The sequence below is a fragment of the Rhodococcus sp. NCIMB 12038 genome (assembly GCF_002165735.1).
Classification (GTDB): Bacteria; Actinomycetota; Actinomycetes; order Mycobacteriales; family Mycobacteriaceae; genus Rhodococcus_F.
The window spans coordinates 1-25,807 of sequence record NZ_NHML01000048.1 but is presented as its reverse complement, the minus strand read 5'-3'; the positions used below and the strand labels follow the sequence as shown (position 1 = coordinate 25,807).

Annotated in this window: 25 protein-coding genes; 7 read left to right on the top strand and 18 right to left on the bottom strand. The window is 67.6% G+C overall.

What is annotated here, in order from left to right:
* Positions 1–5 precede the first annotated feature (5 nt).
* The 3 genes from CA951_RS39580 to CA951_RS39570 are packed head-to-tail and all read right to left on the bottom strand — an operon-like array spanning position 6 to position 4,018.
* Positions 6–767, bottom strand: a complete 762-nt coding sequence (locus CA951_RS39580) for a MerR family transcriptional regulator (protein WP_087562055.1) — start codon at positions 765–767, stop codon at positions 6–8.
* Between the two features lie 39 nt (positions 768–806).
* Positions 807–2,657 (bottom strand): long-chain fatty acid--CoA ligase, encoded by a 1,851-nt coding sequence (locus CA951_RS39575; RefSeq protein ID WP_087562054.1) that lies wholly within the window; start codon positions 2,655–2,657, stop codon positions 807–809.
* Between the two features lie 50 nt (positions 2,658–2,707).
* Positions 2,708–4,018 (bottom strand): MFS transporter, encoded by a 1,311-nt coding sequence (locus tag CA951_RS39570; RefSeq protein ID WP_087562053.1) that lies wholly within the window; start codon positions 4,016–4,018, stop codon positions 2,708–2,710.
* 71 nt (positions 4,019–4,089) lie between these two features.
* Between CA951_RS39570 and CA951_RS39565 the strand changes: the two genes are divergently transcribed.
* On the top strand, positions 4,090–5,064 hold the full coding sequence (locus CA951_RS39565) for a GlxA family transcriptional regulator (protein ID WP_087562052.1): 975 nt from the start codon (positions 4,090–4,092) through the stop codon (positions 5,062–5,064).
* 5 nt (positions 5,065–5,069) lie between these two features.
* Here the strand turns inward: CA951_RS39565 and CA951_RS39560 are convergent, their stop codons facing one another.
* The 4 genes from CA951_RS39560 to CA951_RS39545 are packed head-to-tail and all read right to left on the bottom strand — an operon-like array spanning position 5,070 to position 10,840.
* Positions 5,070–6,785 (bottom strand): SulP family inorganic anion transporter, encoded by a 1,716-nt coding sequence (locus tag CA951_RS39560; protein ID WP_087562051.1) that lies wholly within the window; start codon positions 6,783–6,785, stop codon positions 5,070–5,072.
* Between the two features lie 10 nt (positions 6,786–6,795).
* Positions 6,796–9,549 (bottom strand): cation-translocating P-type ATPase, encoded by a 2,754-nt coding sequence (locus CA951_RS39555; RefSeq protein ID WP_087562050.1) that lies wholly within the window; start codon positions 9,547–9,549, stop codon positions 6,796–6,798.
* Positions 9,550–9,577: 28 nt separating this feature from the next.
* A complete protein-coding gene (ppk2, locus tag CA951_RS39550) occupies positions 9,578–10,417 on the bottom strand; it encodes a polyphosphate kinase 2 (protein ID WP_087562049.1) in 840 nt (279 codons plus the stop codon).
* 24 nt (positions 10,418–10,441) lie between these two features.
* The gene (locus CA951_RS39545) at positions 10,442–10,840 is read right to left on the bottom strand and encodes a hypothetical protein (RefSeq protein WP_087562048.1); all 399 of its coding nucleotides are present in this window, start codon (positions 10,838–10,840) and stop codon (positions 10,442–10,444) included.
* A gap of 228 nt (positions 10,841–11,068) precedes the next feature.
* Between CA951_RS39545 and CA951_RS39540 the strand changes: the two genes are divergently transcribed.
* From CA951_RS39540 to CA951_RS39525, 4 genes are all read left to right on the top strand, one after another.
* Positions 11,069–11,293 (top strand): three-helix bundle dimerization domain-containing protein, encoded by a 225-nt coding sequence (locus CA951_RS39540; RefSeq protein WP_087562070.1) that lies wholly within the window; start codon positions 11,069–11,071, stop codon positions 11,291–11,293.
* A 78-nt stretch (positions 11,294–11,371) separates the two neighbouring features.
* On the top strand, positions 11,372–11,821 hold the full coding sequence (locus CA951_RS39535) for a DUF6325 family protein (protein ID WP_087562047.1): 450 nt from the start codon (positions 11,372–11,374) through the stop codon (positions 11,819–11,821).
* 34 nt (positions 11,822–11,855) lie between these two features.
* Positions 11,856–12,137 (top strand): SHOCT domain-containing protein, encoded by a 282-nt coding sequence (locus tag CA951_RS39530; protein WP_087562046.1) that lies wholly within the window; start codon positions 11,856–11,858, stop codon positions 12,135–12,137.
* 30 nt (positions 12,138–12,167) lie between these two features.
* The gene (locus CA951_RS39525) at positions 12,168–12,545 is read left to right on the top strand and encodes an SHOCT domain-containing protein (RefSeq protein ID WP_087562045.1); all 378 of its coding nucleotides are present in this window, start codon (positions 12,168–12,170) and stop codon (positions 12,543–12,545) included.
* A 19-nt stretch (positions 12,546–12,564) separates the two neighbouring features.
* Here the strand turns inward: CA951_RS39525 and CA951_RS39520 are convergent, their stop codons facing one another.
* The 3 genes from CA951_RS39520 to CA951_RS39510 all read right to left on the bottom strand — a co-directional run bounded on the left by CA951_RS39520 (position 12,565) and on the right by CA951_RS39510 (position 14,682).
* Entirely contained in the window at positions 12,565–12,807 is a 243-nt protein-coding gene (locus tag CA951_RS39520) for a hypothetical protein (protein ID WP_087562044.1), read from the bottom strand.
* Positions 12,808–12,879: 72 nt separating this feature from the next.
* Positions 12,880–14,277: a hypothetical protein gene (locus CA951_RS39515; protein ID WP_087562043.1), complete on the bottom strand. Its 1,398-nt coding sequence runs from the start codon at positions 14,275–14,277 to the stop codon at positions 12,880–12,882.
* 6 nt (positions 14,278–14,283) lie between these two features.
* On the bottom strand, positions 14,284–14,682 hold the full coding sequence (locus CA951_RS39510) for a hypothetical protein (RefSeq protein ID WP_087562042.1): 399 nt from the start codon (positions 14,680–14,682) through the stop codon (positions 14,284–14,286).
* 164 nt (positions 14,683–14,846) lie between these two features.
* On the opposite strand from CA951_RS39510, the gene CA951_RS39505 reads away from it, so the two are divergent.
* Positions 14,847–15,254, top strand: a complete 408-nt coding sequence (locus CA951_RS39505) for a hypothetical protein (RefSeq protein WP_087562069.1) — start codon at positions 14,847–14,849, stop codon at positions 15,252–15,254.
* A 61-nt stretch (positions 15,255–15,315) separates the two neighbouring features.
* Positions 15,316–17,007 (top strand): alpha/beta-hydrolase family protein, encoded by a 1,692-nt coding sequence (locus tag CA951_RS39500; RefSeq protein ID WP_087562068.1) that lies wholly within the window; start codon positions 15,316–15,318, stop codon positions 17,005–17,007.
* Between the two features lie 3 nt (positions 17,008–17,010).
* On the opposite strand, the gene CA951_RS39495 is transcribed toward CA951_RS39500, so the two are convergent.
* The 8 genes from CA951_RS39495 to CA951_RS39460 all read right to left on the bottom strand — a co-directional run.
* Positions 17,011–18,591, bottom strand: a complete 1,581-nt coding sequence (locus tag CA951_RS39495) for an MFS transporter (protein ID WP_256974277.1) — start codon at positions 18,589–18,591, stop codon at positions 17,011–17,013.
* 81 nt (positions 18,592–18,672) lie between these two features.
* Entirely contained in the window at positions 18,673–19,527 is an 855-nt protein-coding gene (gene phaZ, locus CA951_RS39490; RefSeq protein ID WP_087562041.1) for a poly(3-hydroxyalkanoate) depolymerase, read from the bottom strand.
* Positions 19,524–19,976, bottom strand: coding sequence for a MaoC family dehydratase (locus tag CA951_RS39485; RefSeq protein WP_087562040.1), 453 nt, complete (start codon positions 19,974–19,976; stop codon positions 19,524–19,526). The genes phaZ and CA951_RS39485 overlap by 4 nt, the downstream gene beginning before the upstream one ends.
* 27 nt (positions 19,977–20,003) lie before the next feature.
* On the bottom strand, positions 20,004–21,701 hold the full coding sequence (locus CA951_RS39480; RefSeq protein ID WP_087562039.1) for an alpha/beta hydrolase: 1,698 nt from the start codon (positions 21,699–21,701) through the stop codon (positions 20,004–20,006).
* On the bottom strand, positions 21,698–23,266 hold the full coding sequence (locus CA951_RS39475) for a long-chain fatty acid--CoA ligase (protein WP_087562038.1): 1,569 nt from the start codon (positions 23,264–23,266) through the stop codon (positions 21,698–21,700). The genes CA951_RS39480 and CA951_RS39475 overlap by 4 nt, the downstream gene beginning before the upstream one ends.
* A gap of 35 nt (positions 23,267–23,301) precedes the next feature.
* Positions 23,302–23,895, bottom strand: coding sequence for an alpha/beta hydrolase (locus tag CA951_RS39470; RefSeq protein WP_087562037.1), 594 nt, complete (start codon positions 23,893–23,895; stop codon positions 23,302–23,304).
* Between the two features lie 16 nt (positions 23,896–23,911).
* Complete coding sequence (locus CA951_RS39465; RefSeq protein ID WP_087562036.1) at positions 23,912–25,216, bottom strand: MFS transporter; 1,305 nt, start codon at positions 25,214–25,216, stop codon at positions 23,912–23,914.
* Positions 25,217–25,335: 119 nt separating this feature from the next.
* Positions 25,336–25,807 (bottom strand): 3-keto-5-aminohexanoate cleavage protein (locus tag CA951_RS39460; protein ID WP_143543179.1); only part of this gene is annotated, 472 nt, incomplete at its 5' end.

Below are 25,807 nucleotides of genomic sequence, written 5' to 3'. Positions count from 1 at the left end.
TAGTGCTACTGCTTCTCCGCATTCGCGACGATGACGTCCCGCACGTACTGAGCCAGGCCCGGGGCGACGTCGTCGTAGTGCCTGCGGAAGCGGTCGTCGGCGAGGTACATCTCGGCGAGGTTCACCTGCATCGCGTGATCGCAGTCGTAGAACCGTTCGATGCCGGCGCGGTGCTGCTCGGCGAGTGCGTCGGCCCGGTCGGATCCGGGTTCGACGCCGTCGGTCATCGCCTGTGCGAGTGCGGTTTCGAACGCGTCGCCCTCGGCCTTGATGCGTTTCCAGTCGTCCTTGCTCATCTTCGCGGTGCGCTGCTGGGACTGCTTCCACGCGTCGGTGTCGCCCCACCGCTCCTCGGCCTCGGCCGCGTACTCCTCGCCCGGCCAGTTGTCGCCGAAGATTTCGTTCTGCTCTTCGGGGGTGAGTTGAATGCCCATGCTTTTCGCCTCCATCATCTTCTCCACGGCTGCAGCCATCTCGTGCAAGCGATCGATCCGTTCGTTCAGCAACGCGTGCTGTCGCCGCAGATGCGCGAGGGCATCGACGTCCGGGTCGTCGAGGAGGGCTGCGATTTCCTCGAGGGGGAATCCCAGTTCGCGGTACGTCAGTACGCGGTGCAGACGTTCCACGTCGGCGTCCGAATAGCTGCGGTACCCACCGGGGGTGCGGTCGGACGGGGTCACCAGACCGATCTCGTCGTAGTGGTGCAGGGTGCGCACGCTCACTCCGACCAGTCTGGCGACCACGCCGACCGTGTGTTTCTCGCTCACGACTCCTACCGTGCGGCCTTACGTCGCGTGAGGGTCAACTCAGGTGTAGAGATTTTCCAGTTCGCCGGAGAAGTTGGTCATCACGACCTTGCGTTTGAGTTTCATGCTCGGGGTGATCTCGCCGTTCTCGACGGTGAGTTCCCGTTCGAGGATGCGGAACTTCTTGATCTGCTCCCAGCGGTTCAGTCCGGCGTTGAGTTCCTCGACGTAGCCGCCGATCAGGTTGCGGGTCTCCTGGGCGTTGGCGATCTCGGCGAGAGATTTGCCGCCCAGGTTGTTGTTCTTCGCCCATTCTTCGATCGATTCGGCGTCGAGGGAGATCAGGGCGACGCAGTACGACTTCCCTTCGCCGTCGACGATGAGTTCACCGACGTAGGGGCAGATGCCCTTGAACGTGGCCGCCAGCGCGGAGGGTGCGACGTATTTGCCGTTGGACGTCTTGAACATGTCCTTCTTGCGGTCGGTGATCCGCAGGTAGCCCTTGTCGTCGAGTTCGCCGATGTCGCCGGTGTGGAACCAGCCGTCGTCGGTGAGCGCTTCGGCTGTGGCTTCGGGGTTCTCGTGGTAGCCGCTCATGACGCCCGGACCCTTGATGAGGATTTCGCCGTCGTCGGCGATCCGGGTCTCGGTGCCCGGGATGGGCCAGCCGACGGTGCCGAACTGGTACGCCGACGGGCGGTTGACGAACGAGGCGGCACTGGTCTCGGACAGTCCGTACCCTTCGAGGACGACGATCCCGACGGCGTCGAACCATTGCGCGACATCACGATTGAGTGCCGCAGAGCCGGAGATGAAGAACTTCAGGCGGCCGCCGAAGCGTTCGCGAATCGTGCTGTACACCAGCCGATCCGCGACGGCGTGCTGCAGCGAGTCGAGCAGCGACGGACCCTTGCCGGCCTGCTTCGCCTTCGACACCCGCAGCCCGACGCCGATGGCCCAGTCGAAGATCTTCTCCTTCGGCCCGCCCTCGTCGCGGACGGTGGAGACGATCCGTGCGTACGCCTTCTCGAAGATGCGGGGGGCGGCGCCCATGAACGTGGGCTGGACGACCGCGAGGTTCTCGACGATCTTGTCGACGCGACCGTCGACCGCCGTCGCGAAACCGATCTGCAGCGGCAGCGTGAGCAGGACCTTCCCGAACACGTGGGACAGCGGGAGCCAGAGGTATTGCAGGTCGTCGGCGTCGAGGATGCCGGTGGCGTCGATCGCGGCGGCCTCGTACGTCCACGCCGAGTGCGACAGTCGCACACCCTTCGGCTTGCCGGTGGTGCCGGACGTGTAGATCAGGGTGGCGAGGTCGTCGGGGTCGATGGCCTCGATCCGGTCGTGCACGGCGTCGGGTGTCTCGGCGAGCAGTTCTTCGCCGAGGTCGTGCAGTTGGTCGAATGTGATCACCCAGTCGTCGTCGCCGGGGGTGCCGTCGATGAGGACGACCTTCTCGACGTCGCCGAGTTCGCTGCGGTTCTCACGCAGCTTGGCGAGTTGCGCGTCGTCCTCGGCGAAGACGATGCGGCTGCCGGAGTTGGCGACGATGTAGGCGACGTCGGCGGCCGTGCTGGTGGGATACACGGTGGTGGTGGCCGCGCCTGCGCACATCACGGCCAGGTCGGCGAGCACCCATTCGTAGCGGGTGGCGGACGCCAGCGCCACCCGTTGCTCGGCCTGCACGCCGAGCACGATGAGACCGGCCGCGAGGTTGCGCACCCGGTCGCCCGCCTCCGACCACGTGACGCTGGCCCACATGGTCGGGTCGTCCGGGTCGACGTATCGGAACGCCTCGCGACCGGGCGAGTGGGCCACCCGGTCCACGAACAGTGCGGCTACCGACGGAGCCCGATTCTCGATCTTGGAGCGGTCAATGACTTCGTCCGATGCGCGCTGAGCTGCCATGTACCGATCTTAGGAACCGGGGCCGCTCCGGGGAGTGGTTTCGGCGCGGGTCAGGCGACCCCGGACGCCACCCTGCGGGGTTTCGCGACGATCGCGAGAGACATCACGGCCGCGATCGCGCACAGCCCGCCCGCGACGTAGAACGCGGCGTCGTAGCCGCCGAACTGGTCGCGCACCAGTCCCGCGAGGAACGCCACGAGGCCGGCACCGATCTGGTGGGACGCCAGCACCCAGCCGAACACGATGGGGGCGTCGCCGCCGAAGTGTTTGCGGCACAGCGCGACGGTCGGGGGGACGGTCGCCACCCAGTCGAGGCCGTAGAAGATGACGAACGCGATCATCGGCGGGTGCACGGTGTTCGCGAACAGGATCGGCAGCAGCATCAGCGAGATCCCGCGCAGCACGTAGTAGATGCCGAGGAGCTTGCGTGAGTCGAACCGGTCGGTGAACCAGCCCGACGCGATGGTGCCGATCACGTCGAAGATCCCGATGACCGCCAGCAGGGTCGCCGCCGCCGTCACCGGCATGCCGTGGTCGTGCGCGGCCGGCACGAAGTGGGTGCCGACGAGTCCGTTGGTGCTCGCCCCGCAGATGGCGAACGTGCCGGCCAGCAACCAGAAAACCCGGGTCCGCGCCGCCGACAGCAGTACCGTCACGGCCCGGCCCGCGGCGCCGCCGCGACCGGTCGGGGCGGGTGGTTCCGCGACGTAGTCGGGCCCGGCGCCGTACGGGACCGTCCCGACGTCCGACGGCCGGTTGCGCAGGAACACGAGCACCAGCGGCACGACGGCGAGCGCGGCGAACGACACCGTCAGCGCCACGGTCTGCCAGTTGTAGCGCTCGGCGACCATCGCGAGAATCGGCAGGAACACCAGTTGTCCGGCGGCGCTGCCCGCGGTGAGGATGCCGGTGACGAGGCCGCGGCGGGCGACGAACCAGCGGTCGACGACGGTGGCGACGAAGGCGAGCGCCATCGAACCGGTGCCGAGCCCGACGAGCACGCCCCACAGCAGTACGAGTTGCCAGGTGGCGGTCATGAAGACGGTCAGCCCGCTGCCCGCGGACACCAGGACCAGCGCCGCGGTGACCACCCGGCGCATGCCGAAGCGTTCCATGAGGGCCGCCGCGAACGGCGACGTCAGCCCGTAGAGCACCAGGTTGATCGACACGGCGGACGAGATGCTGGCCCGCGACCAGCCGAAGTCCTGGTGCAGGGGGTCGATCAGGATCGAGGGCGCCGCCCGGAAGCTGGCGGCTCCCACGAGGGCGAGGAACGCGACGGCCGCCACGAGCCAGGCGTACTGCAGGCGGGGCGGGGCCGTCTGGGCGGGAGGTGCCGGGGGCGCGATGTCGGACGTCACGACGGTAAGTCTGCGGGACGGCGCCGCGCCGGAACAGTTGCCGGAATGACAACATGTGAAAGAATCTGGCCATGGTTGTGCGTCATCGTGTGGTCGTCCTCGCCCTGAACGGTGTGATCCCGTTCGAACTCGGCATCCCGTCGCGGGTCTTCGGACGGGCGCACGACGCCGACGACAATCTGCTGTACGACGTGCAGACGTGCACGGCCGACGGACGGCCGGTGCGCTCGGACGCCGACTTCTCGGTGTCCGTCGACCACGGGCCCGAGTTGCTGGCCGAGGCCGACACGGTCGTGATCCCCGCGTCCTTAGAACTCGGCCCGGCGTACGACGAGGGCCGTCTGCCCGCCGACCTCGAGCGGGCCCTCGCGTTCGTGCGGCCCGGCACGCGGTACGTCTCGATCTGCACCGGGTCCTACATCCTCGCCGCGGCGGGGCTGCTCGACGGCCTGCGCGCCACCACCCACTGGCGCAACACCGAGCACTTCCAGCGCACGTATCCGCAGGTCCGGGTCGACCCCGACGTGCTGTTCGTCGACGAGGGCCACATCCTCACCTCGGCGGGCGTGGCCGCCGGACTGGACCTCTGCCTGCACATCGTGCGCCGCGACCACGGGTCCGACGTCGCCAACCGGGTGGCCCGCCGATGCGTCGTCCCCCCGTGGCGCGACGGCGGTCAGGCCCAGTACATCGAGCGGCCGATTCCGGAGACCACGTCGGAGTCGACCGCGGCGACCCGCGAGTGGGCGCTGCACCGCCTCGGCGAACCGCTCGCGCTGAACCGGTTGGCGGCGCACGCGAACATGAGCGTCCGCACGTTCACCCGGCGGTTCGGCGAGGAGGTCGGCACCACCCCGAACCGCTGGCTGACCACCCGCCGGATCGACCGTGCGCGCCAACTCCTCGAGACCACCGACCTGTCCGTCGACGTCATCGCCCGTGAGGTCGGGTTCGGAACCGGTACGTCCCTGCGGCAGCACATGGGTGCGGTGCTGGGGGTTCCGCCGTCGGCGTATCGCAGAACGTTTCGGGGCCAGGCGGTCTGAGCGGGTCAGTCCTCGGCCGGATCCCCGGCCCTTCCGGCGCGGTCGCGGAACGCCTCAACCGCGGACTCGAGGGTCGGGTAGAAGTGCGTGGCGTCGAATCTGTCGCCCACCCCGAACCGGATGAGCCGATCCTTGATCGGGCCCTTCATCTCCGCGAACACCAGGTGGATTCCCTTGCCCTCGAGGTAGGTATCGAGGTCGACGAGTTCGTCGACGGCGGTGGTGTCGAGTCCGGTGATCGGCTCGGCGGCGACGACGACCCACTCGACCGGGGTCGGTGCCTCCGCCACCACCGACCGCACGTATTCGTCGAAGATCTCACCGTTCGCGAAGAACAGGGGGGCGTCGAAGCGCACCAGCACGAGTCCGGGGATGCGGAGTCCGTCGGGGTGGCGTTCCACGTCGTGGAAGCCCGGCCGGTCCGCCGTCCGGACGAGTTCGGTGCGGTACGGCTGCCAGGCCTGCGCGACCACGGCGACGAAGGAAAGGCCGATTGCGACGAGGATGCCTTGCAGCACACCGACCAGGGCCACCCCGAGGAACGCTGCGATGGCGAGCCCGAATTCGACGCTGCTCATCCGCCACATCCGGACCATGCCGTCCACGTCCACCAGCGCTGTGGCCGCGACGATCACCACGGCGCCGAGCGTGGCGTCGGGGAGGTAGGCGGTGACACCGGGGGCGACGAGGACGAAGACCAGCACCGCGACGGCGCCGACGACACACGCCAATTGGGTACGGGCGCCGCTCTGTTCGGCGACCGGGGTGCGGGACCCGCTGGCCGAAATGGGGAAGCCGCCGAACAGCCCGCCGGCGATGTTGGCGACGCCGACGGCCTTCATCTCGGTGCTGCCGTTCACGTCTTCGCCGCGCCGGGCGGCGAACGTGCGCGAGAGCACGCCCGTGTCGGCGAACGCGATCAGGGCGATTCCGGCCGCGGGACCGACGAGTTGTCCGACGTCGCCCCAGTCGACGCCGCCGAACGACGGCAGCGGCAGGCCCGCGGGGAGGGCGCCGACCATCCCGATGTCGTCGGTGAGGCCGAGCGCGGCCGACAGGATCATCGCCCCGACCACCGCGACCAGGACGCCCGGTATGCGCGGAATCCAGATGCGGAACGCCACGATGACGGCGAGGGAGCCGAGACCCACCGCGGCGGCGACGGGGTCGATGTCGCCCCCGAATACCGCCTTTCCGATCCCGCCGATCTCCCCGATGAGTCCGGACGCGTCGACGTCGAACCCGAGCAGTTTGGGTAGCTGGCCGACGACGACGATCAACGCGATCGCATTCAGGTACCCGAGCCGGATGGGCTTCGACAGCAGTTCGGTCACGAAGCCGAGATGCAGGAACCCGCCGACGAGGAGGATGAGGCCCATGAGGACGCCGAGGATGCCTGCGAGGGCCAGGGCGCTCTCCGGATCGTCGGTGACGGCGAGGGGCAGGACGGCTGCGGCGATGAGTGGGGCGAGCGACGAATCCGGTCCGAGGACAAGGATTTTCGACGGCCCCACCAGCGCGTACGCGAGGAGCGGGACGATCGTGGCGTACAGCCCGGCGTAGGCGGGCAACCCGGCGGCCTCCGCGTATCCCATCCCGGCGGGGATGAGCAGTGCGGTGAGGACGAGTCCGGCGGTGATGTCGGGTCGCAGCCACTCGCGGCGGTACGCCCGTGCCGTCACGATGCCGGGCAACTGCGCGAGGCTGCCTGTCCAGGACATGGTGCCGGCCTCAGCGCGCGCGTTGCGGGTCGACCGCGGCTGCCGCGGAGATCGGAGTGATCGGACGCGCGTGCCGCCTGCGGCGCAGAGCTTTCTCCGCCTCCACCACCACCGGGATGATCAGAGACCAGCCGAGGCAGGCGAGCCACTGCCCACCGGTCAGCGACGTGGTCATGAGGAGGTCCTGGAGGAAGCCGATCTCGACCGCGAACACGGTGACGACGACCGGGACGGACAGGATCTTCAGTGCGCCGAGGACCGGTGGGGTGAGGCCGGATTCCGGGTCGCGCCGCATGACGAGTCCGGCAAGGATCGACCCGAGCGACAGCACCACGAATGCCGTCGTCATCGGAACGCTCGCCTCGGTCGTGCTCATGTCGCCCGGTGCGAGCAGCATCGCAGCGAGGGTGACGGCGAACTGCAGGACGCCGTACGCCAGCCACTGCCCGAACGCCGTCCGGTTGGCGATCGGCGTGTGCGGGTCGCGGGGTGGCTTGTTCATCAGGTCCGGCGGCGCCGGGTCGAGCATGATGACCGCGACGGGGAACAGCGTGATGAAGAAGTGCTGGAACAACACCATGAGCGGGGTGAGCGCGACCCCGTCGTTGATGTCGAAGATGCTCGCCACGAGGAACAGCAGAACCAGCGAGAACAGTTTCGACATCTGGTACCGGATGTACGACACGATCTTTTCGTAGATGTTGCGGCCCAGCCGGATCGCGGTGATGAGGGTTCCGAAGTTGTCGTCGGTGAGCACCATCTTGCCCGCCTGTTTCGTCACCTCGCTGCCCGAACCCATGGCGACGCCGATGTCGGCCTTCTTCAGTGCGGCCGCGTCGTTGACGGCGTCGCCGGTCATCGCCACGACCGCGCCGCTCCGCTGCATGATGTCGGCGAGACGGAGCTTGTCCTGTGGGGTGACACGGCCGAACACGTGCAGGCGTGGGAGGGCCGCGGTGAGGTCCTCGTCCGTCATGGCCTGCAGTTCGGGACCGCCGATCGCGCCGGGGCCGAGGCCGAGTTCCGCGCCGATCGCCGACGCGGTGATCGCGTGGTCGCCGGTGATCATGCGGACCTCGATGCCCGCGGCGTGGGCGGTGCGCACGGCGTCGATCGCCTCCGGTCGCAGCGGGTCGATGATGCCGACCATTCCGACGAACGTGAGGTCTTCGACGAACGACATGGGGTCGGCCGCCGCGGCGTCCTCCTGCCCGTCGAGTCGGCGGGCGGCGAACGCCAGCACGCGCAGACCTTTCTCGGACAACTCCCGGTTCGCCGCGGTCAGTTCCTCCCGGACCTCCTCTAGTGGGACCGCCCGCCTGCCCGGAAGGTAGGCGGTGCTGCAGCGGGCGAGGACCACGTCGGGCCCACCCTTGACGAGTTCGACGAATTCGGTGCTGCCGTCGACCTGGAGGTGGTGGAACGTCGCCATGAACTTGTACGCGGAGTCGAACGGCACTTCCGCGAGGCGGGGATACGTGCGCCGGGTGAGCGGAGCGTCGACGCCGATCTTGGCCGCGAGCACGACGAGCGCGGCCTCGGTCGGATCGCCGACGATGTCGCCGGTATCGGAGACGGTGGCGTCGCTGTCGAGGCACAGCCCGTACGCAAGCAGGGTGAAGTCGGGGGCGGCCTCGCCCGCGGCCTGGGTGATCCGGCCAGTCTTGCTGTATCCCTCGCCGTCGACGGTGTACCACCGGCCGTGGAAGTACAGCGACCGGACGGTCATCTGGTTCATCGTCAGCGTGCCGGTCTTGTCCGAGTTGATCGCACTGGTGGCACCGAGCGTCTCGACGTCGGTGAGGTTCTTCACGACCGCTTTCGCCTCGGCCAGCTGGCGGGCCCCGAAGGCCAGCATCGCCTGCACGAACGTGGGCAGACCCGTCGGGATCGCGGACACTCCCATGGAGATGCCCAGCAGCAGCACCGTCGTCAGGCTCTGCCCGCGGATCACACCGAGAATCACGATGAGCGCGACCGCCGTCCACGCGATGATGCCGAGCACTTTGGTGAGCGAATTCAGTTCGCGCTGAAGCGGAGACTTGCTCGGAGCGACGGCCGACAGCATCGACGCGATCTGGCCCATCTGGGTGTTCATGCCGGTTTCGGTGACCACCATGGTGGCGGTGCCCCGGGTGACCGAGGTGTTCTGGAAGACCATGTTGCTGCGGTCGCCGAGGGGGACGTCGTCGGCGCCGAGAGTCCGGGTGTCCTTCGGGACAGGTGCGCTCTCACCCGTCAGCGCCGCCTCCTGGGTCTCGAGGGTCGCCGACGTGAGCAGTCGGCCGTCGGCGGGGACGACGTCACCGGCCTCGAGTTGCACGATGTCGCCCGGCACAAGGACTGTGGCGGCGAGTTGCAGGAGCGTCCCGTCCCGCGTCACCCGCACCTGCGGTGTCTGCATCTTCGCGAGCGCGTCGACACTGGCGCGCGCCTTCAGTTCCTGCCGCGTGCCCAGCACGACGTTGAGCACGACGAGTGCCGCGACGATGATCGCGGTCGGGACCTCGCCGATGACGACGCTGACGATCGCCACCGCGACCAGCATCAGGTTCATCAGATCCCTCAGCTGCGCCAGCGCGATCGCCCACGCGGACGGGCCCGGCTCCGAGGCGATCTCGTTGGGACCGTGGCGTCGGCGCCGCTCGTCCGCCTCTCCGGCCGTCAGGCCCGATTGCCGATCGGACGATGTCGCGGCGACGACGGCATCGGCGTCCTGGGCGTACCAGGGCGTGTGCGTCTGCGCGGATTCCGTCGAGACCATGACCGCTCGTCCTTTCCGGCTTGGATCCTCAGTACGGGGTGGGGATCCAGTGCAGTGGCTGTCTCGGCTCCGCATAGCCGTGCGGGCTCTGCCGATCGGGCAGGGTGATGTCGGGGCGTTCCAGCGGCTCGTAGGGGATCTGGCTCAGCAGGTGGCTGATGATGTTGAGCCTGCCGCGTTTCTTGTCGTCGTTGACCGCGACGTACCACGGCGCCCAGCCGGTGTCGGTGAGGTGGAACATCTCGTCGCGCGCTCGCGAGTAGTCGTACCAGCGGCTGTACGACTTCAGGTCGAGGTCCGAGAGTTTCCAGATCTTCCGGGGGTCGTCGATGCGGCTCTGCAGGCGCATGGTCTGCTGCTCCTGGCTCACTTCCAGCCAGTACTTGAGCAGGATGACCCCCGAGTCGACGATCGCACGCTCGACCGTCGGGATCAGTTGGAGGAAGTGCTGTGCCTCCTCTTCCGTGCAGAAGCCCATTACCCGTTCGACCCCGGCGCGGTTGTACCAACTGCGGTCGAAGACGACGACCTCCCCGGCCGCCGGGAGATGGGGCAGGTACCGCTGCACGTACATCTGCGACTGCTCGCGTTCGTTCGGGGCGGGCAGGGCGACGACGCGGAACACGCGCGGACTCACCCGTTCGGTGATCGCCTTGATGACGCCGCCCTTCCCCGCGGTGTCGCGACCTTCGAAGACGATGCAGATCCGTGCGCCCGTGGATTTCACCCACTCCTGCAGGGCGACGAGTTCGCCGTGCAACGGCCGGAGCAGGTGGCGGTACTCCTTGTTCTTCATCGGTGCGGTGGGCTCGGCCCCGTCGGGCCGGGACAGCTCGGCCCCGGCCCGGTCCTTGCTCTTCTTTCCCACGGTTTCTCCCGCTCTGCCGGGTGATCAGACCCGATCCGGCTTCCAGGTCGACACGGCCCAGATGACGACGACGTCGAGCGCGATGATGAGCAGCGACCACCACGGGTAGTACGGCAGCCACAGGAAGTTGGCGAGGATCGAGATCGCGGCGACGATGATCGCGGACACCCGCGCCCATCCCGCTCCGGTGAACAGTGCGAGGCCGACTCCCAGGATCACGATGCCCAGCACGATGTGAATCCATCCCCACGTCGTGAGGTCCAGCTTGTAGACGTATTCGATACCGACGACGAAGACTTCGTTCTCGGCGACCGCGGCGACCCCCTGGAAGAACTGGATGATGCCGACCGTGACGAGGATGATGGCTGCCCCGATCGAGGTGCCTGCCGCGACGCCCTGCTTGACCGATGATGTCTCGGACATGACAGTCCCTTTCTCTACCGCGAGTTCTCTATCACGAGCCGGCGGCCCGGTACCCCCATTGTCCGCCGTTCCACCCCCGGCGCAGTCGTGAAACGATATTTCCGGACGCAGTCGGAAATTGGATTCATTCCAGGATTGCCGAATTCGGCGACTCGGCACCGAACCGTGTTGCTCGAGAGGCCGTTTCGTGTCTTGACGGTGGCCGTCCACCGGGATGACGATTATTCGATGACCGGGGACGACGAACTACTTCAAGTCGAAAAGGTCATCGCGCGCCTGATCGCTCGATACCCGTCGGTCTCGTCGGTCGACGTCGAACTCATCGTGCGCACTGTTCACAAGCGACTGGCGGAGAGCAGGGTTCGCGACTTCATTCCCCTCCTCGTCGAGAAGGCGGCCCGCCGCGATCTCGCGGCCCGCGAGACGGCGGAATCGGGTGACTTTGTTCTCTAGCGGTGCCGCACTCGCTCGTGGATACTGAGCGGAGGCCCGTGTGGCTGCCGCTGCTGTCTTCAGAAAAGAGGTCCTGCGGTGAACGACAACGATCTAGATGTGCTCGGGCCCATCGACTATCTCGTCGTGGAGTTCCCTGCAGACCGGAAACCCGACGGATCGGCACTCCCACTCCTGATCGATCTCGTCGATCGGAACATCATCCGGGTACTCGACCTGATCTTCGTCCGAAAGGATGCCGACGGTGCGCTGTCCGGTATCGCGGTCGAGGACCTCGGTTTCGAGGGCGGTGTGGACGTGACGCTCTTCGCCGAAGCGGCGTCGGGCCTGATCGACCGCACCGACCTCGAGGAGGCTGCGGCCGTGCTCGAGCCCGGGTGTGCCGGGGCGGTTCTCGTGTACGAGAATTGTTGGGCCGCACCGTTCGCTTCCGCGCTGCGGCGCGAGGGGGCCCAGCTCGTGGCGTCCGGGCGCATCCCCGTCCAGGGCATTCTGGCGGCGCTCGACGCGCTCGACGCCTCCAGCTGAACAGGCCGCCGAATCGAGAGCTGAGGAGCACATCATGCCAGGACTTCTGCGCGGGATCGCCCGGACCGCCGTCGTGGCGGGCACCGCGACCGCCGTCTCCAACCGGGTCTCCCGACGACAAGGTTCGCGGTGGTCGGCGAACCAGCCTGCCCCGCAACAGCAGCAGGCTCCGCCGCCGCCGGTGGCGCAGCCCGCACCGCCGGCCGGCGGTATGGATCGTATGGCTGCCCTGAAACAACTGGGTGAACTCCGCACTCAGGGGGTTCTCACCGAGGAAGAATTCAACACGGAGAAGGCCAAAATTCTGGCCTCCTGACGGCAACACCGAGTGGACGGAGCACTGAAAATGGAAGGCTTCTGGGAGTTTTTCTGGTTCATCTTCGTCTGTTTCGCCTTCGTGGCGTACCTGACGGTGCTGTTCTCGATCATCACCGATCTGTTCCGGGACCGCGACACTTCGGGTTGGGTGAAGGCGATCTGGATCTTCTTCCTGTTCTTCGTTCCGTTCCTGTCGGCGCTGATCTACCTGATCGTCAACAGCGACGGCATGGCGAAGCGCTCGATGGCCGCCGCCCAGCAGGTCAAGCACGCGCAGGACACCTACATTCGGGACGTCGCAGGGAAGTCTCCGGCTCAGGAGATCTCGGATGCCAAGGCGCTCCTCGATTCCGGGGCGATCACCGAGGCCGAGTTCCAGGCGATCAAGGCGAAGACACTGGTGTAGCGTCCGTCGTGCTGCGCCTTCACCCGTTCAGCAGATTGGGATCGTGTCGGCACTCGGCGAACGCGAAGCCGCGTTCGCCGAGTGCCGATGTCACCCAGTCGATCAAGGCGAAGACGCTGGCATAGGGTCCGTCGTCGCCGCGCTGCCCGAAGCCGCGGCGGCTGTGCGGGGTCGCGGCGCCCGGCGGTCGTCGAGGACGAGGCGCCGGTGACGCAGGCGCCGAGACCTTGTCGAGTGCTTTGACGGCGCGCTGCCCCTTCACCAGTTCAGGAGATTGGGATCGAGTCGGCGAACGCGAAGCCGCGTTCGCCGAGTGCCGATGTCACCCAGACGATCAAGGCGAAGACACTGGCATGGTGTCCGTCGCCGCGGCGGATGTGCGGGCCGGACGGATGAGCAACTCGATCGCAACCAGCGCCAGCAGGCCGATGATGACGATCCACAGCACGACCAGTCCGGTGGGGTAGCGCCAGAACATCAGCAGCACCGCGGCGATGCCGATCACCGCGCAGCGCAACGGAATGCGGAGCTGGTAGGCCCACCGCTCCACCTCGTTCGGTGGCCGGCCGCTGCCGGACCGCCGAACGAAGTCGAGTGCCTGCCCGTAGCCGCGACGTACGGCGGTTGCCGAGGACGAGCCACCGATGAGGTAGGCGCCGAGTGCGATCACCAGGCCGAGTACGGCCACCGCGCGCAGACTCGTCCGCAGCGGTACCAGCACCGTGTCGATGACGGCGGTCGCCGCATCGGGCGACAGGATGTCGGGTGGGACGCTGTCGAGGTAGATGGCCCGTCCGACGAGAATGCCGATTGCGAGGGCGAGCATCCCGAGGGCGATCGCGAGTCCCGCCAGGGCGAGGGCGCGGAGCCTCCGGCCGGTGGGCGCGACGGCGACAGCGGCGGCGGCGCAGGCAATCCCCAGCCACGGCAGGATCGCCGAGGCCTTGTCGAGTGCGTTGACGGCGCGCTGTGCCTTCACGAGTTCGGGAGACTGGAACAGCACGAATTGCTTGTCCACCGAGGGGATCTTGTCGGCGAATGCGAAGCCGCGTCCACTGAGTTCAGACTTCACCCGGTCGATGACGGTACCGAGGGAGATACTGACGGTGCCACTCTGGTCGACTTCCACCGAGCTGAGTCCGTAGTTTCCCGTCATCACCGCCACGAGCGCGTTGTGCGCTGCTCGGTTCGCCTGGATCCACAGGTCCTCGAACTGCTGGGATCGTACGAGCGAGCTGACCGTGTCGTGGACGAAGTTCTTGGCCTGGCTGGTGAGCACGGGTGCGAGGCCGATCACTGCCTGATCGAGGCGGGGTGCGTTTGCCGAGAGATTCGACACGTCGGTCAGCGCGGTCAGGGCTTGGGTGGTGAGGCCCTCGACGTCGACTCGGGCGAAAATCTCGTCGGTGATCTGGTTCGTGACATCTGCCTGCAGTGCGGGATTCGAGCCCAGCGGCGCCACCGTGCTCACGTACCGGTCGGTGTCGAGGATCTGGCTCCGGGTGAAGCGCGCGGTCACCGACGCGACCGCGAGGACGGCAACGAGCACGAGCAGAATCGTCACGGCCGTCCAGCGCAGTCCCTGCCGTGGGGGGCGGGATACCGGTTCGGCGGGAACACCGGCAGCGGCACCTGCCGCCTGGCCTCGCAGGGTTGCGACTTCTTCGCGTAACCGGAGCAGTTCGGCGCGTTCGTCCTTGCCGAGTGAGTCTGCGCCCGTGGCCTCGTCCATCGTCGATCAGACCGTTTCGGGATTCCAGGTGGCGACCGCCCAGATCACAACCGCGTTCAGCGCGATGATCGTGATCGCCCACAGGGGGTAGTACGGCAGCCACAGGAAATTGACGAAGATCGAGACGGCGCAGAGGACCATGGCCCCGACCCGGGCCCAGGTCGCGCCGGTGAACAGCGCAATGCCGACGGCGGCCACGATCACGCCGAACACGAGATGGAACCATCCCCACGCGGTGACGTCGAATTTGTAGGTGTACTCGACGCCCACGACGATGACGTCGTCCTTGGCGATCGCCGAGATTCCCTGGAAGAACTCGAGCAGGCCGACGGTGACGAGGAGCACCGCCCCGCCCATCGAGGTTCCCTTTGCCACACCTTGTTTGACCAGCGATTCATCGGACATGACCGTTCCTCTTTCGTCAACATACGAAATGAACTGGCGAATGTAAGTATCCTCCGTCTGAATGCCCGCTGTCAGCGAGATGCTGTACAGGGCACATGTTGACCTTGCGCGACACTGCGGCGACAATGTCTGCATCCCACCGCATCTCCGGGAAGGGGATGGCCATGTCCGATCAATCGTTGGTCAAGCAGGGGGTGGCAGCGGCCACGTCCATGGTGGCAGCGATAGTTCTGCTCACTATCGGAATACTGCACGTGCTCTCGGGTATCTCGGCGCTGCGGAAGGATGACCTGGTCGTGGCGGGGCCGGAATACACCTTCCAGTTCGACACGACGGCGTGGGGGTGGATCCACATCGTGCTCGGCGTGATCGTCGCGATCATCGGCGTCATGCTGTTCACCGGTGCGACGTGGGCCCGCGTCGGCGCGATGGTGATCTGCGCGCTGTCGATACTCGCGAATTTCCTGTGGCTGCCGCACTACCCGCTGTGGTCGATCGTCATCATTCTGCTCGACGTGTTCGTGATCTGGGCCGTCGCGACGTGGCACCCGGGCTACGAGGAGAGCATCTAGGGCGTTGCTCGAACTGCGGAACGAGGAATCGTCGCGTCCGCTCCGTCACCGAGAGGTTGAGATGACCGACGATTCCGAATCGCCGCGACCGCCCGCGTCTCACCGCCGCTGGCTGCCGGACCGGTATGCGTTCGGGGGCTTGGTCGTCGCCGTCCTGTTCGTGTGGCTGTCGCTGACACCGACGCTGCTGCCGCGGGGCCCGTTCTTCCAGGGACTCGTGACCGGTGTCTCGGCGGCGGTCGGCTATGCCCTCGGATTCCTGGGTTCCGCTCTGGTTCGCCATCTCGTGCGGCGGGAGCCCCCGGACCGTGTGAAGACCTGGGTTCGGTGGGGGGCGTTGGCGATCGGGCTCGTGGGAACCGCGGTGATGCTGGTGTGGTTCGCGAATTGGCAGGATGAGCTCCGGGCGCTCATGAGCGCCGCATCGTTCCCGTGGACGGGCTACCTCGTGACGGTGATCGTGGCGGTGCTGATCTTCGTCCTGTTGGTTGCGATCTCGCGGCTGCTGCTGCGGGCTGTGAAGTGGGTCGAACGCAAGATCAGCCGGGTCGTGCCGCGGCGGATCTCGGCGACGGTGATCGGCGTGCTGGCGGTGGCACTGCTGTTCGCACTCCTCAACGGGGTGGCGGTGCGCGCGATCATGACCGGTCTGAACAATTCGTTCGCCGCGGTCAACCAGGAGACCAAGGCCGGTGACGAACCGCCGACGACGCCGCTACGTTCGGGCGGACCGGAATCGCTGGTCACGTGGGATTCGCTGGGACGGCAGGGCCGGTCCTTCATCTCGCGTGGCCCGACCGTCGAGGAACTGTCCGCCTTCAACGGTGGACGGCCCGCGCTGGAGCCGATCCGGTCCTATGCCGGGCTCGCCAGCGGTGGCGATTCGATCCGGGAGAGCGCTGAACTGGCAGCGGACGAACTCGAACGTGCCGGTGGGTTCGATCGTGCGGTGATCGGCGTGGCGACCACCACCGGCACCGGATGGATCAACGAAAGCCTCGCCTCTTCACTCGAGTACATGTACAACGGCGACACCGCGATCGTCGGGCTGCAGTACTCGTATCTCCCCAGCTGGCTGTCGTTCCTGGTGGACAAGGAGCGGGCCCGCCAGGCGGGGGAGGCGCAGTTCGACGCGGTGTACGACAAGTGGAAGCAGTTGCCACCGGAGACTCGTCCGAAACTCGTCGTGATGGGGGAGAGCCTGGGCTCCTTCGGCGGCGAGAGTGCGTTCGGCAGCGTCGACGACATCGAGGCGCGCACCGACGGCGTGCTGTTCACCGGACCGCCGAACGCGAACAAGATCTGGACAGACGTCACGACCAACCGCGATCCCGGGTCACCCGAATGGCTTCCGATCTACGAGGACGGCGAGACCGTGCGCTTCGGTGCGCGGGCGCCGGAGGATCTGCCCCGCCCCGAGACCCCGTGGGGGAAGCCACGGATGGTGTACCTGCAGCACGCGTCCGACCCGATCGTCTGGTGGGCACCGGAACTGCTCGTGAGCGAACCCGACTGGCTGAAGGAGGACCGCGGGTACGACGTCCTGGACAGCACGCAATGGTTCCCGTTCGTGACGTTCCTGCAGGTTGCGGCGGACATGGCGGTGTCGACGGGCGTCCCCGACGGGCACGGCCATTCGTACGTCGTCGACATCGCCGACGCGTGGAGCGCGATCCTGCCCCCGGACGGCTGGACCCCGGCGGACAACGAGAGATTGCGGACCGTACTCGCCGAGATGGGAGCGGACGGCTGACCGTCACCCCGCTGGAGTTCCGGGGTCGGATTCCCGTCTCATGCGGAACGAGTTGAGCAGTCCGGCGAGACCGGCGAGGAGGGGCACGAGCAGGGCCACCTGGAGGGCGAGCGGTCGTGCGTCGGTGTTGATGCGGACCACCTCGTCTCGGATCTCGGGCGGCTGGTCAACGAGAAGTTGTTCGAGTTGGGTGTTGCTCATGACTTCGGCGTCGTCCTCGAGTACCTGCGCCACGTGCTGCTGGTCGGCGGGCGGGAGGACGGTGCTCGATTGCGTCATGGCGGTGAACGTGATGGACAGTGTCGCCAGCATGATGGCCCCGGCGAAGGCCAGTCCGAACGACAGCCCGAACGATCCCGCTGCAGAGTTCGCGCCCGCGGCCTCGCTGATGTGCTCCTCCGAGATCGGGGCGAGCGTGTAGTTGTTGAGTTGGGACACCAGCAACCCCAGCCCCGAGCCCGCGATCGCCAACGGGAGCAGCAATGCCCAGCCGAACTCGGCCCGCGGCACGATCGGGATCAGTATTGCGACGCCGATCGTGACGAGGACGAATCCCCAGCGGATGATGATGCTCGGACTGCGATTTCCCGCCTTCTTGCCCGCCAGCAGCGCCATCCCGAACATGCTGAGCGAGAGTGGGGCGAGCGACAGTCCCGCCTGCATCGCGTTGTACTCGAGCACCATCTGGAGGTAGATCGGCAGGGCGATCATTGTGCCGCCCAACGCTATCTGCTGGAGCATCTGCTGTGAGATTCCCAGTCGGAACACTGTGGAGCGGAACAGCTCGGGGTCGAGCAGCGCCGGTTTCCCATGACGCTTGCGCTGCACGAGCCAGAACCCCAGTCCGGCCAGCGCCAGCGCACCCACCACCAGTAGGGCGGCAACCGCTTCGCCGCCTTCCTGCCATACGAGGATTCCCAGCACGATGCCGCCCATTCCGAGGACGGAGAGTGCCGCACCCACCGTGTCGATTCCCCGGGGTCCGGTGTACGGCACGTCGCGGACGAGTCGGATCCCGGAGAGCACGATCGCGATGATCACGACCTCGAGCACGAAGGCGACGCGCCACGACAGATAGGTGGTGATGAAACCTCCGAGGAGCGGTCCGACTGCGGCGGCGATCGCCGCCGCCGCGCCGACCAGCGCGTAGACCTTCTTCTGCGCAGCGCCTGCGAAGTTGCCGTGGATCAGGGACTGCATGGCGGGCAACAGCAGTGATGCGCCGATCCCGCCGAGGATTGCCCAGAACACGATGATCGCCGTCAGGTTCTGCGCGAGCGCCATCGCGGACGCGCCCACGGCATACCCGAGCAGGCCGATCACGTACGCCCGTTTGCGTCCGATCAGGTCGCCGACCTTGCCGCCGATCAGGATGAACGCGGCCGAAACGAGTGCCTCGAGTGCAATCGCCGCCTGGACGCCGCTGACGGTCGTGTCGAGGTCGCGGACCACGGCGGAGATCGACACGTTCATCAGTGAGGTGTCGACGACGAGCACGAACATCGCCATCGCCAGCAGGAGGGCGAGCAGTCGCTGCGACCCCTCCAGGTTGGTACCCGAGCTGTTGGTTCGGTCTTCGGTCACGGGCTCCTCCTGAGCCGACCGGCCACTGCGGTGCCCGAGCGGTGATCCCCAGACCAGAGTCTCCCACGCGCAAGGGGCGCCCTACGTGGATTCACCCGTTTCCGGCTGTGCGAGGAACCCGGCGACGACCGGTGCGAGTTTCGATGCGTCGGTGACGATGTCGATGTGCCCGCCGGGGTGGATGTGCAACGTCGCGTGCGGCAGGAGTGCGTTCATGATGCGCGCGTTGAGGACGGGAATGATGGGGTCGTCGGTTCCCGCGACGACGAGCGTGGCCTGCCGGATGAGCGGCAGGACGGGAAGGCTCGTCCACAGGGCGCCCGCGAGGAGTTGGTGGAGATAACCGACGCGGGAGCCGGCCTGCCGCTGCTTTCCGAAGATCCGCGCCACGTCGCCGTCGCCGCCTGCGCGGCGGGCGGCGCCGCCGTACAGGTCGCCGGCGACGGCGGACGCGTAGGCGGGGTCGGTGAACCGCTTCGGGGTCAGCATCTTCGAGAGCACGCGCGGATGACCCGGAATCATGAGGGCGCCGGTGCCGGTGGCGACGAGGACGAGACGCCGGCACCGCCGCGGGTGTTGCAAGGCGAACTGCTGGGCCAGCGCTCCGCCCCACGACAACCCGAGGACGTCGACGGTGCCGACTCCGATCTCGTCGAGTAACCGGCTCAGACCGCAGGCGAGGGCGGGGATTGCGTACGGAACCGGGGACGCGGGCGAACCTCCGGTGCCCGGGACGTCGAAACGGATGATCGTTGCGGTCGGGTCCAGCGCGGCGACCAGCGGTTCGAGCACCTCCAGGCCGGCGCCGATGCCGTTGCACAGCACCAGGGGCACCCCGGTGCCGGTGCGGATCCGCACCCGGATCCGCAGCCCGCACACCGGAACGATCTTGTCCTCGAACCGGTCGCGGTTGCCGAACAGTTCGGTCACCGTCACGTGTAGAGCACCACCACGTCGGCGACGCACACCGGACGGGTTCCGCCGTCGATCTCGTACGTCAGCCGGAAGACAGCTTCGACGCCGGCCGGTTTCTGTTCGGCTGCGGTGAGGTCCACGGTGGCGCGCAGGACGGAGCCGACGGGAAGCGGCGCCGGGAACCGGACCTTGTTCAGCCCGTAGTTGAGGGCGGCGTTCACGCCGTCGACGGTGAGTGCCTCCGCGAGGATGCTCGGCGCCAGCGACAGCGTCAGGTAGCCGTGTGCGACGGTGCCTCCGAAGGGCCCGGCGGCGGCGCGATCCGGATCGGTGTGGATCCACTGGAAGTCGCCGGTCGCCTCCGCGAACAGGTTCACCTGGTCTTGCAGGACCTTGTAGGGGCCAGTGGTTCCGATGGTCCGGCCGACCGACTCGACGAGTTCGGCGGGATGGGTGAGATGCAGGGTCATGGTGTTCCTCTGTCGGTGACGAGCGGGTCAGGAGTGGTGGACGTAGGTGCCGGGGGCGGGGGCGAGCGGCGGGTACTGCCGGGCACCGAGGCTGTGCGGTGCGTCGACGTCGGGTCCGCTGCGTTCGGCGAGCCAGTGCGCGTAATCCGTCCACCACGAGTCCGTCGCCGTCTCCGCGGTGGCCAGCCACGCGTCCGGGGTCTCGGAGACGGGTTCGCCGAACCGGTACGACGCCCGCGGGTTGCCCGGTGGGTTCACGAGTGAGGCGATGTGCCCGTTCGACGAGAGCACGTACCGGGCGTCCTTGCTGCCGAGGAGGCGAGCACTGCGGTACGTGGACTGCCACGGGCAGAGGTGGTCGGCGGACCCGCCGACGACGTACGAATCCGCGGTCACCGTGCCGAGGTCGACGGGCGTGCCGAGCATGGTCGCGGCACCCGGCGTCGTCAGCGCGTTCCGGAGGCCGAGCAGGACGAGGTCGCGGTGCAGTGCCGCGGCCATGCGCGTGGTGTCCGAGTTCCAGAACAGCACGTCGAATGCGGCGGGCGACCGGCCCTGCACGTAATTGTTGACCCAGTACCGCCAGACCAGATCGGTGGGCCGCAACCACGCGAACATCTCCGCGAGCGTGCGGCCGTCGAGGTATCCCTTGGCGGCCGAGTCGCGGATCGCCGCGGCAGCGGCCCGCTCGCTCATCATGGCCGACGCCGTTCCCGCGCGGGTCTGATCGAGAACGGTCACGGCCAGCGTGAGACCGGCGATGCGGTCGCCCTCACCGATCTCGGTCAGGTGTGCGGCGACCATCGAGGCGAGAATGCCGCCCGAGCAGGTGCCGAGCAGGTGGGCGCTCGTGGTTCCGGCGATGCACTGTACCGCGTCGAGCGCCTCCAGGATCGCGGCACCGTACGTGTCGGCACCCCAGTCCCGGTGCCGGGCGTGGGGGTTGCGCCAGGAGATCGCGAAGACCTGCTGTCCCTGCTGCACGAGGTGCTCGATCAGGCTGCGGCCCGGCGCGATGTCGAGGATGTAGTACTTGTTGATGACGGGCGGGACGATCAGCAGTGGCGTCGAGTGGACCGTCTCCGTCTGCGGCGCATAGTGGATCAGCTCGAACGTGCGGGTCTGGAACACCACGGCGCCCTTCGTCGCCGCCACGTGTTCACCGACCTCGAACGCGTCGGGTTCGACCATGGCAGGCACCCGCGGACTCGACTGCATGTCGCGGAGGAAGGCCCGGACGCCGCGTGCGGCACTGAGTCCGCCGGTGTCCACCATCGCCTTCCACCCGAGCGGGCTGAGGAGCGGATTGTTGGTCGGCGACAGACCTTCGACGAGGTTGTCGATCACGAACCGCATCCGTTCGTGATCGCGCCAGTCCAGGTCGGCGTCGTCGAGCAGGGCAGTGGCGGTGTGGGACGTGGCGAGATACGCCTGCATGGCCCGCCGCAGGGCGGGATTGTGCTGCCACGCGGCGTCGCCGAAACGCTTGTCGGCCTTCGCGGGAGCCCGGTCGGACGTGCCGGCGACGATCGCACCGAGTTCACGGACGAGGGCGCCGCCGCGCAGGGCGACGGTGCGGGGCCTGCCTGCGAGGCTGATGCCGAACCGGCTCCACGAACTGTCGGGGAGCATGCGTGCGGCGACGCCGCGGGTTCCGCGGGTGAGGAGGAGATCGAGGGGAGCGGTCAGCTCGTCGGGGGCCGCCTGGGTAACTGTCGTGTTCATGCGGCGGGGCTCCTGCCGAGTTCGCGTTTGAGGATCTTGCCGGTGGCGGTCATCGGCAGGGAGTCGACGAATTCGACGCTGCGCGGGTATTTGTAGCTCGCCATCTGCTGCTTGGACCAGGCGATCAACTCGCCTGCGGTGATCTGTGCGCCCGGCTCGAGGATGATGTACGCCTTGACCTCCTCGCCGTGGCTGTCGTCGGGGACACCGACGACGGCGGTGAGGGAGACGGCGTCGTGCCCGATGAGGACATCCTCGATTTCGCGGGGGTAGACGTTGAAACCGCCGCGCACGATGAGGTCCTTGGCGCGGTCGACGATGTAGTAGAAGCCGTCCTCGTCGACGCGTGCGAGGTCGCCGGTGCGGAACCAGCCGTCGCGCAACACTTCCGCGGTGGCGTCGGGGCGGTTGTAATAGCCCTTCATGATGTTGTGGCCGCGCAGCGCGATCTCACCGATCTGATCGGTGCCGGTGACGGTGTTCCCCTCCTTGTCGACGAGACGCGCCTGGATGCCCCAGACGGGAACGCCGATCGATCCGGGACGGGGTTCGAGAGCGGGATCGCTGAACGTCGCGAGCGGCGACGTCTCGGACAGCCCGTAGCCCTCGAGGATCTGCACGCCGAACCGGTCGGCGAACCGGGTGAGGATCTCCACCGGCAACGCGGCGCCGCCGGAGATGGCGCGGCGCATGTTCCGGGCGATGCGGTCGATGTCGACCGGGTGCTCGTCGAGGGCACCGAGCAGACCCCAGTACATGGTGGGCACCCCGGCGAAGACGGTGATGTCCTCCCGCTCGATGAGGTCGAGTGCGGCGCGGGCCTCGAACCGGGGCAGCAGCACGAGCGTCGCTCCCACCGAGATGCCGGCGTTGAGAGTGACGGTCTGGCCGAACGAGTGGAACAACGGCAGCGTCACCAGATACCGGTCGTGGGTCGCGGGAGTGCTGTCGAACAGCCGGTTGGCGGTCAGCGCGTTCAGCGCCATGTTGGCGTGAGTCAGTTCGGCGCCCTTGGGTTTTCCGGTGGTGCCGCTCGTGTACAGGATGACGGCGGTGTCTCCGGGTTCGCGGACCACGGCGTCGAAGTGGCTGTCGTGCCGCGCGAGGGCGTCGGCGAGCGTCCCGACGCCGTCGATCATGGCCGGGGCGGCCGGGTCGGTGGTGATGCGGAACAGGGCGCGGCAGCGCGGACTCTGCGCGAAGCCGGACAGTCCGTACTCGCCCATCGGCAGTTCGGGGGTGCCCTCGAAGCAGAAGTAGGCCTTGGCATCGGAATCGTCGAGGTGATACGCGATCTCACGATCCTTGAGCAGAACGTTGAGCGGCACGACCACCGCGCCCGCCTTGAGGATGCCGTAGTAGACGACGGGGAACTGCGGAATGTTGGGGCACGACAACGCGATCTTGTCGCCGGGTTCGATGCCCGCCGACACCAGCAGGTTCGCGACCCGGTTCGACTGGGCGTCGAGGTCGGCGTAGGTCATCCGCTGGTCACCGAGCACCAGGGCGACGCGGTCGGGGAATCGGCGGGCCGAGTCTTCGAGGAGTACGGAGAGGTTGAGCACGGTGAACTTTCTCGTCGATGAACAGTGTTGTGGCGCTACGCGAACGACGCGGCGGCGGCGGCGGTCGAGTTGATCAGTTCGCGGAGCAGTTCTTCGGCGTACGGCCAGTACCCGTAACCGGCGGCGGGGTTGAGGTGGCCGACGGCGCCGAGGTCGACGAGCCTGCTGCCCCACGATTCGGCCATTCCGGCGACCCGCCGGAACCGGGCCAGCGGGTCGTCGGTGCTCGCCGCCACGATGCTGGGGAACGGGAGCCGGCGCCGGGGAACCGGATTCCAGCCGTTCGCGTCGAGGTCCCCGCGTGCGGGGTAGCCCGCGGGCAGCGGCTCCTCGAAGTCCGGTGGGGTGGCCAGCAGGGCGCCCTGAACGGGTCGGGACGCCTGCTGGGCCCAGTGCACCGTGATCGCCACGCCGGCGCTGTGCGCGACAAGCACCACCGGACCGTCGATGTCGTTGAGGACGGTGTCGAGGGCGTCGATCCGCGCGGCGAGACTGAGCTTGTCCCGCTCGAGCGGCGGCACCGTCCGCACGTTGTCGAGTCGCTCGGCGAGCAACGTCTGCCAGTGGTCGGCGACGTGATCGCGCAGTCCGGGCACGATCACCACGGTCGGTTCGGTGGGGGTGGTCACGGTCGGCTCCAATTTCCTATGAGTGGGCGGTGAGGGCGGCGAGCTTGCGGCGTCCGGCCGGGTAGGCGCGCTTGCCGAGAATCAGGGCGACGATCGCGACGACGTAGATCAGGGGCGCGATCTGCAGGGCGGTGACGAGGCCGAAGCGGTCGGCGAGCAGTCCGACCACGAACGGGCCGAGCGCCAGTCCGAGGAGGTTGTTGGCGAGTGTGAGGGTGCCGAAGGCCGAGGCACGCACCGAGGAGTGGGTGAGGTTCGCGACCATCGCGGCGATCGGCCCGGACGAACCGGCGGAGAAGAAGGCGCCGATGCCGATGAGGATCAGCTGGGTGGAACCGGAAGGCAACTGGAAGCCGACACCGAGGAACACGAGCGAGAGCACGCCGTACACCACGGCCGTGGTCCACTTCTTTGACGGATCGTGCCTGCTGACCCGGTCGGTGATGATGCCGCACACCACCATGCCGCTGCCGACGGCGAGGACGAAGATCGACGCCATCGCACCGGCCTTGTCGGGGGCGAGGTCGTACGACCGGTTGAAGAAACTCGGCAGCCACGCCAGCAGGACACCCGCGGTGAACATCTGCAGGCCACCACCGACGTACGCGAACAGAACGGCGGGCGTGGTGAAGAGGCTCGAGAGCGGGGCCCGGAAACCGGTGGGGGTGTCGGCGGGATCTTCGACGACGGCGGCGTCCGTCAGTTTCTTCTCGGATACCAGGGCGCGGAACAGGGCGACGAGGATGAGCCCGAAGACGGCCATCGCGGCGAACGACCAGCGCCAGCCGAGGTTGACGGCGATGACGCCGCCGAGGGCGACACCGATCACGGAACCGAACGATCCGCCGCCCATGAAGGCGCCACTGAGCGCGGAGTGCACACGCGGGGCGAACACGCTGAGCACCACCGCGATTCCGACACTGCCGTAGGCGGCTTCGCCGACACCGACGAGGAACCGGGCGCCGAGCATCTGCTCGTAGTTGGTGGCGAGGGCACAGAGCAGGGTGGCGGCGCTCCACAGGACGGCCATGAGAAGCAGGCTCTTGACCCGGCCCCACCGGTCGGCCAGCAGCGACAGCGGGAGAGTGAGCAGGCCGACCATGAGTGCGACGACGCTGCTGAGCGACGCCAGCTGTGAATCCGACAGCGCCCATTCGGTTTTGAGGAGCGGGAAGACGGCGCTGAGAACCTGCCGGGACATGTAGTCCGACAGCAGCAGTCCGAAGGTGAGCGCGAAGACGATCCAGGGGTAGATCCGGGAACGCCGGGCGGGTGCAGTGGTCTCGACGACCGCGTCCGCGGTGGTGGTGGGCAGTCCCATGAGGGCCTCCTATGGCCGACAGGAGTGATAAAAGGGGTGCGGGGAGGGGCCGGGTGTGCTCACCTGGAGCATCCGGCTCCCTCCCCGGTCGTGACCGAAATCCCCCCGGGTGCGGGAACTCAGGCGTGCTGGGTGAAGCCCACCTGGCCGGGACGGCGGTTCGGGGCGTAGCCGAGCTTGGCGAGGGTCTCGTCGGCATCGGCGTAGGTCTGACCGATCCGGTAGATGTCGCGGGCCTCCTTACCGGTGGCCACCTCCCGGCCGAGTTCCCCGGCCACCCGGACCAACTGCTCGACCTGCGCGACCGACGTCATCTTCTCGCCCTTGCGACCCCAGATCGTGTCCTCGTTGCCGCAGCGGGGGTGCAGGCCCATCGCGATCGCTATCGTGTTGACCGGCAACACCGACCGCATCAGGGTCTCGAGGGTCAGGCACGCACCGTCCGGGACCCGCTGGACGAAGTTCATGATGTTGTACGGGTTCGGGCCGTCGAAGCCGCCGCCGATCCCGACCCAGGTCAGGTTCAGCGGACCGGTGTACACCCCGCGCCGGATGAGCCGTTCGACGGTCTCGAGCTGCGGGATGCTCGAC

Coding starts and splice junctions, on each gene's coding strand:
- CA951_RS39480 (WP_087562039.1), bottom strand. CDS start 21,701: ATGAACACGACAGTTACCCAGGCGGCCCCCGACGAGCTGACCGCTCCC.
- CA951_RS39510 (WP_087562042.1), bottom strand. CDS start 14,682: ATGTCCGATGAATCGCTGGTCAAACAAGGTGTGGCAAAGGGAACCTCG.
- CA951_RS39505 (WP_087562069.1), top strand. CDS start 14,847: ATGTCCGATCAATCGTTGGTCAAGCAGGGGGTGGCAGCGGCCACGTCC.
- CA951_RS39540 (WP_087562070.1), top strand. CDS start 11,069: ATGACCGGGGACGACGAACTACTTCAAGTCGAAAAGGTCATCGCGCGC.
- CA951_RS39485 (WP_087562040.1), bottom strand. CDS start 19,976: ATGACCCTGCATCTCACCCATCCCGCCGAACTCGTCGAGTCGGTCGGC.
- CA951_RS39560 (WP_087562051.1), bottom strand. CDS start 6,785: ATGTCCTGGACAGGCAGCCTCGCGCAGTTGCCCGGCATCGTGACGGCA.
- CA951_RS39555 (WP_087562050.1), bottom strand. CDS start 9,549: ATGGTCTCGACGGAATCCGCGCAGACGCACACGCCCTGGTACGCCCAG.
- CA951_RS39525 (WP_087562045.1), top strand. CDS start 12,168: ATGGAAGGCTTCTGGGAGTTTTTCTGGTTCATCTTCGTCTGTTTCGCC.
- CA951_RS39500 (WP_087562068.1), top strand. CDS start 15,316: ATGACCGACGATTCCGAATCGCCGCGACCGCCCGCGTCTCACCGCCGC.
- CA951_RS39515 (WP_087562043.1), bottom strand. CDS start 14,277: ATGGACGAGGCCACGGGCGCAGACTCACTCGGCAAGGACGAACGCGCC.
- CA951_RS39575 (WP_087562054.1), bottom strand. CDS start 2,657: ATGGCAGCTCAGCGCGCATCGGACGAAGTCATTGACCGCTCCAAGATC.
- CA951_RS39545 (WP_087562048.1), bottom strand. CDS start 10,840: ATGTCCGAGACATCATCGGTCAAGCAGGGCGTCGCGGCAGGCACCTCG.
- CA951_RS39530 (WP_087562046.1), top strand. CDS start 11,856: ATGCCAGGACTTCTGCGCGGGATCGCCCGGACCGCCGTCGTGGCGGGC.
- CA951_RS39465 (WP_087562036.1), bottom strand. CDS start 25,216: ATGGGACTGCCCACCACCACCGCGGACGCGGTCGTCGAGACCACTGCA.
- CA951_RS39565 (WP_087562052.1), top strand. CDS start 4,090: ATGGTTGTGCGTCATCGTGTGGTCGTCCTCGCCCTGAACGGTGTGATC.